Raw genomic sequence first — 3,739 nt, forward strand, 5'->3', positions numbered from 1 at the left:
CCGGCAATGTGACGCTGACGGATGTGCGTGTGGAGGACCCTCTGGTGGGTCTGGACACGACGCTTGCGAGCCTTGCGGTTGGTGCAAGCGAGGTGTTCACAGAAAGCTATGTTGTGACACAGGCGGATGTGGATGCGGGGCTGGTCTTCAACCGCGCAAGTGTCACAGCTGTAGCGCCAGATGGGCAAGATTTGCGCGAGGTTGATACAGTGACGGTACCGCCGGTTGTTTTGCCAGCGATCAGCGTGACCAAAACTGCGACACCGATTGATCTGATCCCGGTGGCTGGAGATTCCATCACCTATACGATCACCGTTGAGAACATGGGCAATGTGACGCTGTCAGACGTGCGCGTGCTTGATCCGCTGGTTGGGCTGGACACGACCGTGCCGAGTCTTGCCGTTGGTGAGCGTCTGGTCTTTGTGGAAAGCTATGTAGTCACGGCTGCGGATATTACTGCCGGTCAGGTCATCAACACGGCGACTGCTGAAGGGCGCAGTCCAGACGGCACTGTTGTGACGGGCAGCGACACGGTCGCTGTCCCTGAGACCCCAGGAAGCATCTCGGGCACTGTCTATATTGATATCAACGAGAACGGTGTGCTGGATAGCGAAGATATCCGGCTGCCGGGCTATACGGTCCGGTTGTTTGACGCAAACGGCGTGTTGGTTGCCGAAACGATCACGGACGCCGATGGCAATTACGTGTTCACATCGCTTACAAGCAGGCGGTTCTATAGCATCACCTTTGTCTCGCCAGATGGCGACACCATCGGACAAATCCAGAATGTGTTTGTGGGGACGGGGGATGGTTTGGTGGTCGAAAACCAAAACCAGTCCATCTTGATTGGTGGCACTCTTGCGATCACGAAAACAGCCGGTGTCAGTTCTGTGCGGGCAGGCGATCTATTGAATTACGAGATTGCCATCCGCAACACCGGCACGGCTGATGTGACGCTTGATGTTGTTGATACGCTGCCGGCCGGCTTTGTGTATCGCGAGGGCAGTGCCGCGGTTGACGGTGTGGCGTTTGCCCCTTTGCAATCTGGTCAGGTGCTCCGCTTCGAGGGTGTGACAGCGCGGGCAGGCGGTGTGACAAACATAAGCCTGACGACGTATATATCGTCCTCGGTTCCGGTTGGCACACATATCAACCGCGTGCAGATGTTCAGCGCCGTTACAGGAGCGCCCATCGGGCCAGAGGCGACGGCGGCCGTGCGTGTCGAGGTTGACTCTGTGTTCCAGTGCTCGACTTTGATTGGCCGCGTGTTCGATGACTTGAACCATGACGGTTATTTCAACGCCGAGCCGAAGGAAGATCGTTTTGCGCTGACCGATCAGACCTATTACGGGGGCAAGGGCAAGTTCTGGTCTGCGCCGGAGCCATCTGCGCCGAAGCGTGAAAAAGGTCTGCCGGGAGTGCGTCTGGTCACGCCCAACGGCATAGCAGTCACGACAGACGAGCATGGACGCTTCAGCCTGCCTTGCGCAGCATTGCCACGCGATATCGGGTCGAACTTCATGCTGCGGCTTGATGATCGGACTTTGCCCTTGGGCTATCGCGTGACGACCGAGAACCCGCGTGTGGTGCGCCTTACGCCGGGGATGCTGACCAAGATGAACTTTGGTGCGGCTATATTCCCTGTGGCGCGGGTGGATCTGTCAGCACGCGCGTTCACTGCAACGGGTGAGTTGCGGCCTGAGCTGAAAGCGGGTTTGCAAAAGCTGGTGGCCCAGATCGCGGCCAAGCCTTCGATTGTGCGCCTGGGCTATCAGGCGTCACCGGATGAACGTGACGCAGTGGGCAATACGCGCCTTCGCAGTGTCGAGCGCGAGATCAGGCGCTTGTGGTCGAAAGCAGGGCGCTATGCCCTGACGGTCGAGCGTCTGGTCGAACGGCCCGCGCGGCACCCTGACGGGCAATGAGGATGAGAGCGATGTGGAACAAATATAAAAGCACTTCCCTTCATAGCTCGGTGGTGTCGGTGCTGGCCTTGGTTGCCGGACTCAGCGCGGCACAAGCACAGGTCAACAACGGCAATTGTGCGCTGGTGGATGGTGCGCTGCCCGCAGGCTGCGCACATGACAATGCAGGTTTGGTGGTCAGCCGGCCCAGCCCGACATCGGCGGGACACAATTCAGCCGGAGATCTGGGTGATATCGGGTTCTCGATCTCGATTGATGCGGGGGTCACGCAGCCGCGCCAACATGTGGCGGGTGCGGCTGCGGTCACGGACCGGTTGGCGCGCGTGGATCGCGCTCTGAGCGAAATGGGTTTGCGTGTTACGGTGGACGGGTTAGGGGCCAAACCGATCCTGAATGTCTCGACTTCTGATCTGCGCCGCAGCTACAGGGCGGGGGAGGTGGTGAGCTTCCGCAGCTCCTCGAATTATCCGGCTTGGATCGCGCGCGCCGAGATTGTCGTGCTTGACCCGCGTCAGCCCGCGCAGCCCGTTGCTGTTGTGCCGACGGGGTCGAATGCGACAGCGAATTGGACCATGCCCGAAGGTGGACCCGACGAGATGGTCTATGTCTTGCGTGTGTATGATGCGCAGGGCCGGCGTGATGAAACCGTGCCCTTGCCTTTGATCCGCAGTGAGCGCGATTTGCCTGCATCGCAAGTGACGGGCAGCGTGCGTGCCGCAGGCGAGGGTGAAGATCGCACTGCACAGCGCCGCATTCCAGTGCGCGGTGGTGCCATCACCGTGTCTGGCACGGATATGCCTGCGAATGGCCAGCTTAGTCTGATGGGTGAGCCGATTGTGCCGGGCATCCAGCGCAATTTTGTCATTCAGCGCATTCTTCCGCCGGGCACACATGAAGTGACGATAAATGCAGGTCGTCAAAGCCAGGCACAGTCGGTCACGATCCCGCATCGCGATATCTTCGCGACTGGTATTGCCGAGGTCACGCTGGGGCGCGACCGCGCCAGTGACGAGACCTGGCGCTATGGGCGCGTTGCGGGCTTTGTGGACGGAATCTACGCGAATGGCACGCGGCTGACGGCGTCGGTCGATACGCGTGATACGGAACTGCGCGACATGTTCCGCCATCTGACGCGGCGGCATCCTGATCAGGTCTTGCGCGGGATCGAGGATCGCGATGTCTGGGTCACCACGGGCGATGACTCGCGCACCGAGAACCTGGCACCCACTTCGGGTCGGGTCTATCTGCGCGCGGAGCGCGACAACAGCCATATCATGTGGGGTGACTTCCGCCCTGAAAGCGACCTTTCCCGCGTGGTGCGAACGGACCGCACGCTTTACGGCGCTTCTGGCCGATTCGAGACGACCGAGACCATGCCCAATGGAGCGGCGCGGGCAACGATCACAGGCTATGCGGCACAAATCGACCGGTTGACGCAGCGGGATATCTTTCGCGGGACGGGGGGCAGTTCTTACTTCCTGTCGCGGCGCGATATTGAATCGGGCACGGAAACGCTGATTATTGAAGTGCGCGATCCAGTCTCGGGCCGTCTGATCTCCAGCCGCCGACTGGTGGAGGGGCGCGATTACCGGGTCGATTATGTGCAAGGTGTGGTCATTCTGGACGCGCCTCTCAGCCCGACGGCATCAGGCAGCGGCCTGACGACAGACCGTCTGTCAACGGCAGAGTAAAAGTGAGCCAAAGGGCAGCGCAAAATGTTGCCACTTTGGGGTTAGGGAGATTGTCGCGTGAGGGAGCGCGAGCATCCGGGCGACCGCGCTTGTCATTGAGCTGGCGGTTGCCCGGATGCTTTG

Annotated in this window: 2 protein-coding genes; both read left to right on the top strand. The window is 60.2% G+C overall.

Going from position 1 to position 3,739, the window contains the following annotated elements; all coding sequences use genetic code 11:
* On the top strand, positions 1–1,925 hold a 1,925-nt coding region (locus Q8K08_RS00060), incomplete at its 5' end, for an SdrD B-like domain-containing protein (protein WP_305248762.1).
* A gap of 11 nt (positions 1,926–1,936) precedes the next feature.
* Positions 1,937–3,616 (top strand): hypothetical protein, encoded by a 1,680-nt coding sequence (locus tag Q8K08_RS00065; RefSeq protein WP_305248763.1) that lies wholly within the window; start codon positions 1,937–1,939, stop codon positions 3,614–3,616.
* Positions 3,617–3,739: the final 123 nt, after the last annotated feature.

This window comes from Pseudotabrizicola sp. (assembly GCF_030684215.1).
Classification (GTDB): Bacteria; Pseudomonadota; Alphaproteobacteria; order Rhodobacterales; family Rhodobacteraceae; genus Pseudotabrizicola.